Below are 4,756 nucleotides of genomic sequence, written 5' to 3' on the forward strand. Positions count from 1 at the left end.
GTAAGATTAAATCTTGACTTCTACATCATATATAGGCTACAAATTATTTGATTTGTAGCTTTTTTCTTATAAGTTATTACACAAACTTATTATTTCATCTTTATATTTTTGTTTATGTAAATATTTGCTTTTTAAATTTAGATTTTTAAAATCCTTGTGATGCAATGGCGGGCATTTACTAAGCTTTATTAAATCTTCATTTAAAATAAAATGCTTACGAGGAATATTTATAGTTTGTGCATTCTCTTCACGATAAGCTGCAAGTGCTTGAATTTTACGGTTAAAACTCTCATCATCACTTCTATATTTTATTTTTTTCCACGCATTTTTCGGCTCAACCTTATAATTTCTAACGTCTAATAAAGAACTAAGAGTAGTTTGGTATTTATTAGTTAAATTATTTCTAATAATTATATTATTTAGCTCTTTATATATCTTATACAAATACTCCACATCTAACATTGCATAATTTAACATATCACTAGTGATAGGGCGTTTTAGCCAGTTAGATTTTTGGTGGGTTTTATCGATAGTAATACCAATTAACTTATAACAAAGGTCATCATAGCTTAGCTGTTTACCGAATCCGCAAATATTTGCTGCAATTTGTATATCAAAAACATTAGAAGGTAGGGTTTTAAATAAATTATAGAAAATCTCTAAATCTTCCCGAGGAGCATGAAATATTTTAGTAATATTATTATCTGCAAGTAACTTATTAAAAATATTCAGATCTAAGTTGCTTAATGCATCAATTATTCCGCAATATTCTTCTGCTTTAACTTGAATTATACTAAGCTGAGCATAATAGGTATAGCGACGCTCAAATTCCGTATCTATGCTTAAGCACGTCTTATTTGCTAACCTGTTACAAAATTCTTCTAATGTTTTTTGATTATCGATAATTTGCATAGAAGCTATTTATAAAGCTCCGATAATTTTTAAGAAAAGATTAGTATGAGATAACGACAAGACAACTTCAAGACCGATTAAAATAATAATAATCCACTCAAGTTTGGTAGAATGTTTATAATTAAGGTCATTTGAAAGAATGTCTAAAAGCTCGTGAATCATATTAAGCCGATGATTCATTATATTTTGCCGTATTTCTATGTCTTGAAACTCTGCCGTCATCAGATATAGAGGCTCATAGCTCGGACGACGCCAAAAGAATTCCGGAGTATCGAATATGTCGCTATGCAAACTGATTGAATAACGCTCGTTAAATAATATACCTATTTGCTGTAATATCTCCTTTTTTGAAAGCGATACGCTGCCGGTTCTAGCTAGTTCCTGCTGAATAGGAGTGGTCTGAACAATCAAGTTACTAACGGATTGCTCAAGAACGCTAAGTTTAACCGATTGTGCAAGAGCATGAGAAATAGAAAGTTTAACAAAAACTGATTTATCTGCTAAGATTATTTTATTTTTTTCTTCGTCAATAAATGTTTTCGGGGCTTCTGTATTATATTCAAAATAAATATAATCAGATACCGGCTCTTTAAGCTTATTAACTGTTACTAAATCAGTATCGTTTAAAACTATTTTTTCTTGAATTTCATCGCCGCCCCAAATAGTTACACAGCCAAACGGAAAGAAAAATATCTCTATAAAATCAGAGTCTTTATTTATCTCTTTCCGAATATATAAAACATCGTCAAAATGCTGAGGCTCAAGACCAATCTTTTTTAAATTAGTAACTAGATCACTCATCTTATATTCGGAAGAAGTGCAGTAAGATGAACATCTCATGATTATTAAGTTTAATTTATATAAATTTAGAGTATAGTAGTTAGGCACCTATAAAGTCAATAATATTATAATTATGTATGAAATATTAAGTAATAGAGAGATTATCAAAATAATAGGTTTAGATTCGGTAAAGTTCCTACAAAATCTCATTACTAACGATATTTGTAAGAGCAGCTACTGTTATACCTATTTGCTTAATAATCAAGGAAGATATTTATTTGATTTTTTCGTGTATGTTCATAACCTTGAGGAAATTTACCTTGATATTGATAAAAGTAATAAAGCTGCTTTGATAGAGCATTTAAACTTCTATAAATTTCGCTCAAAAATACAAATAATAAATTTTAGCGAAGAGTATAAAATTGTCTATTCACATCAAAAATTAGATATAGACACGCTAGTTACGTTTCGTGATCCGAGATATCCTATGCTCGGTTTTCGCTCAATCGTGTCATCTTTTTTGTCATTGCGAGAAGACGCCATAGGCGTCGACGAAGCAATCTCGGACAAAATTCCTGAGATTGTCACATTCCCTATGGTCACTCGCAATGACGGTTTGGAGAACTGCGCAACAACATCTCTCTGCGGAAGCGAGAATCCAGCTTCCTTATACCTCGAAGATAAATATAATTTCGCAATAATAGACGGTGTGGAAGATTTAATCACAGATAAATCCATTCCAAATATGTACGGTGCTGAGAAGTTAAAGGCAATTAGTTTTGACAAAGGCTGTTATGTCGGTCAGGAAGTCATTTCAAGAGCTAAATATCAAGGGGTTATAAGAAGAAAGATATATAAAATTACAGCAGATGACGATTTATCTTTATTAGTTAAAGATGAAGATATACTAGCAAGTAATGAAAAAATCGGTGTAATATGTTCAAGTTACCGTAATAAAGCTATCGCCTTAATTAGAGAAGAAAAATATCTTGCCTGTAAAAAATCTGATATCACAGTTAAAGGAATTAAAATAAACTTATCTCTCGCACCTTGGTATTAAATAATAATTAATTTTTTAATAATTACTTGAGACCCATTAAGTTTTCACGTATTACATATATTACAACTAGATGCGAACCATATTTCATGGTATTTTTTATAAAAAATAATATAAATTGGATACTTTTATGACTACAACTTTCCAATTGTTAACTTCAGGAAATATACAATATATACCGCAGTTTTTAAATGGAACTAATGTTAATGAGCTTAACAACAGCCTTAATATTTTTGAAACTCTTTGCAATTTAATACCTCAACAGCAAGATAAGAATGTTAAGAATATTTTAGAAAATACTGCAATACAAACATTAGGAAAAATGATCTCCATCCCTGAAACTAATTGGGGTAAGAAAGATGGAGCCGGTAATACTATACTTGAATGGGGTATTTGGAGCGGTTCTGCATATACAACAACGAAGTTTATAGCAATTGAAAAAGCACAAATGCAAAATTTTACACGTGTTTTAAAATCAAACCATCTTGCCTCTACGTTCCAAAACGAGCAAATCGAAAAATTTAAACAAATAAGTCTTGATATTAATATTCCTGATACACGTACACCTTGTGAATTACTTAATACCGGACGTATACAAGATATAATGTCTGTACCAACGGCTTTAAATAAAGATAATGTCAATAATGTTAACAACAATCTTAATATTTTTGAAACTCTTTGTAATTTAATACCTCAACAACAAGATCAGAACGTTAAAAATGCTTTAGAAAATACTGCTGTACAGATATTAAGCAAAATGATCTCCATCCCTGAAACTAAAATTGGGGTAAGAAAGACAGGGCTGGTAATACTATACTTGAGTGGGGAATTTGGAGTAATAGCTCTAAGGTAATGGATGTATTTCATAATAATTCTCAAATAATGGATAAATTTGTTGCAGCTGAAAAAGCAAAAATTCATAATTTTTTCCGTGTTGCTATGGAGCCGCATATTTCGGATGATTTCCGTAAAGACCAAACCGAAAAATTAAAGTCGTTAGGTTTAGATATTAACGATCTTGGTCAAGATAATCATACCGCTTTATATTCTGCAATAAATATTTATGTAAATACATATTGAAATAAATATCAGCTTATTACTAATAATCCGAGTAATCAAAATATAAGTTTATTTCAAACTCAAATGGATAAATATTATAAAATAGTTGAAAATTTGCTAAAATTTGGAGCTAACCCTTCGCTTGTAACAAATAATATATTAAATTTATTAGCTAACGGTACTTTACAAATACAAAATACAATATCTAAAATACCCGATAACGGTCATAAATATTTAGCTCAAGCAGGTTTAAAACTTTAATAAAAAATGTAAAGGAATTAGCAGAAAAAACATTAGAAAATTGTAATCTTGTAAATTCTACCGGCGGTAATAATATGATTGCTACGCTTGGTAATATAATATGGTCTATTAAACAAGATATTTCAAAAGCATCCGGTCAAGAAAAAACATTGTTAATCAACAATTTTAAAGAGCTAAAATCTTTAGCGGAGCCTATAATAGAAAAAATAGTAAAACAACAAGGATTTAATCCTAACATTATGGATCAATTGAATTCTAATACCATAGCATGGCTTGGTGAATTTGGAGCCGAATTCTTAGAAAAATGTATAAACAATATGTATACAAAACCTGATGTAAATTTCTCTGATAAGAGTGGTAGAACACCACTTGATTGGTATAGTGACTATAACGCTACTAAAATCGTAGAAACTTTAATAAAAATCGGTGGTAATGTAAATAGTCAATGTACTCAAGATGCAGCGACGCCTAGCCATAGATTATTTTTAAATAATTCAAAAGTGAATGCTAATACTCCAAAACTTCTAACTTTAAAAGCATTATTAAATAAAGAAAATAAGCCGCCGTTTGATCCAAGTATCCAGATGGTTGGTAATAAAACCGTAGCAGATGTATTAGAAGAGAAAAAACAGCTATAGTTGATTACGATGCCTGTTATAATGTGTAGAAGTCAAGATTTAATCTTAC

Annotated in this window: 7 protein-coding genes; 5 read left to right on the top strand and 2 right to left on the bottom strand. The window is 30.1% G+C overall.

The window, feature by feature from the left end; translation table 11 throughout:
* Nucleotides 1-66 precede the first annotated feature (66 nt).
* Together KYQ89_RS00230 and KYQ89_RS00235 are read right to left on the bottom strand one after the other, a co-directional pair.
* Nucleotides 67-912, bottom strand: a complete 846-nt coding sequence (locus KYQ89_RS00230; protein ID WP_218459799.1) for a ribonuclease D — start codon at nucleotides 910-912, stop codon at nucleotides 67-69.
* Between the two features lie 9 nt (nucleotides 913-921).
* Entirely contained in the window at nucleotides 922-1,713 is a 792-nt protein-coding gene (locus KYQ89_RS00235; RefSeq protein WP_218459801.1) for an RMD1 family protein, read from the bottom strand.
* 112 nt (nucleotides 1,714-1,825) lie between these two features.
* Here KYQ89_RS00235 and KYQ89_RS00240 point away from each other — a divergent pair, with 112 nt between their 5' ends.
* The 5 genes from KYQ89_RS00240 (at nucleotide 1,826) to KYQ89_RS07490 (ending at nucleotide 4,707) form a co-directional block, all read left to right on the top strand.
* Entirely contained in the window at nucleotides 1,826-2,752 is a 927-nt protein-coding gene (locus tag KYQ89_RS00240) for a YgfZ/GcvT domain-containing protein (protein WP_218459802.1), read from the top strand.
* 127 nt (nucleotides 2,753-2,879) lie between these two features.
* A complete protein-coding gene (locus KYQ89_RS00245; RefSeq protein WP_218459805.1) occupies nucleotides 2,880-3,602 on the top strand; it encodes a hypothetical protein in 723 nt (240 codons plus the stop codon).
* On the top strand, nucleotides 3,602-3,829 hold the full coding sequence (locus KYQ89_RS00250; protein WP_256621154.1) for a hypothetical protein: 228 nt from the start codon (nucleotides 3,602-3,604) through the stop codon (nucleotides 3,827-3,829). Before KYQ89_RS00245 ends, KYQ89_RS00250 begins: the two co-directional genes overlap by 1 nt.
* Nucleotides 3,830-3,892: 63 nt before the next feature.
* On the top strand, nucleotides 3,893-4,069 hold the full coding sequence (locus KYQ89_RS07485; RefSeq protein WP_256621155.1) for a hypothetical protein: 177 nt from the start codon (nucleotides 3,893-3,895) through the stop codon (nucleotides 4,067-4,069).
* A 74-nt stretch (nucleotides 4,070-4,143) separates the two neighbouring features.
* Entirely contained in the window at nucleotides 4,144-4,707 is a 564-nt protein-coding gene (locus KYQ89_RS07490) for a hypothetical protein (RefSeq protein ID WP_256621156.1), read from the top strand.
* Nucleotides 4,708-4,756: the final 49 nt, after the last annotated feature.

This window comes from Rickettsia sp. TH2014 (assembly GCF_019249195.1).
GTDB lineage: Bacteria > Pseudomonadota > Alphaproteobacteria > Rickettsiales > Rickettsiaceae > Rickettsia > Rickettsia felis.

What these genes read in the sequence shown, in the direction of transcription:
- KYQ89_RS00230 (WP_218459799.1), bottom strand. Translation starts at nt 912, where the DNA reads ATGCAAATTATCGATAATCAAAAAACATTAGAAGAATTTTGTAACAGG.
- KYQ89_RS00245 (WP_218459805.1), top strand. Translation starts at nt 2,880, where the DNA reads ATGACTACAACTTTCCAATTGTTAACTTCAGGAAATATACAATATATA.
- KYQ89_RS00240 (WP_218459802.1), top strand. Translation starts at nt 1,826, where the DNA reads ATGTATGAAATATTAAGTAATAGAGAGATTATCAAAATAATAGGTTTA.
- KYQ89_RS00235 (WP_218459801.1), bottom strand. Translation starts at nt 1,713, where the DNA reads ATGAGTGATCTAGTTACTAATTTAAAAAAGATTGGTCTTGAGCCTCAG.
- KYQ89_RS07490 (WP_256621156.1), top strand. Translation starts at nt 4,144, where the DNA reads ATGATTGCTACGCTTGGTAATATAATATGGTCTATTAAACAAGATATT.
- KYQ89_RS00250 (WP_256621154.1), top strand. Translation starts at nt 3,602, where the DNA reads ATGGATGTATTTCATAATAATTCTCAAATAATGGATAAATTTGTTGCA.
- KYQ89_RS07485 (WP_256621155.1), top strand. Translation starts at nt 3,893, where the DNA reads ATGGATAAATATTATAAAATAGTTGAAAATTTGCTAAAATTTGGAGCT.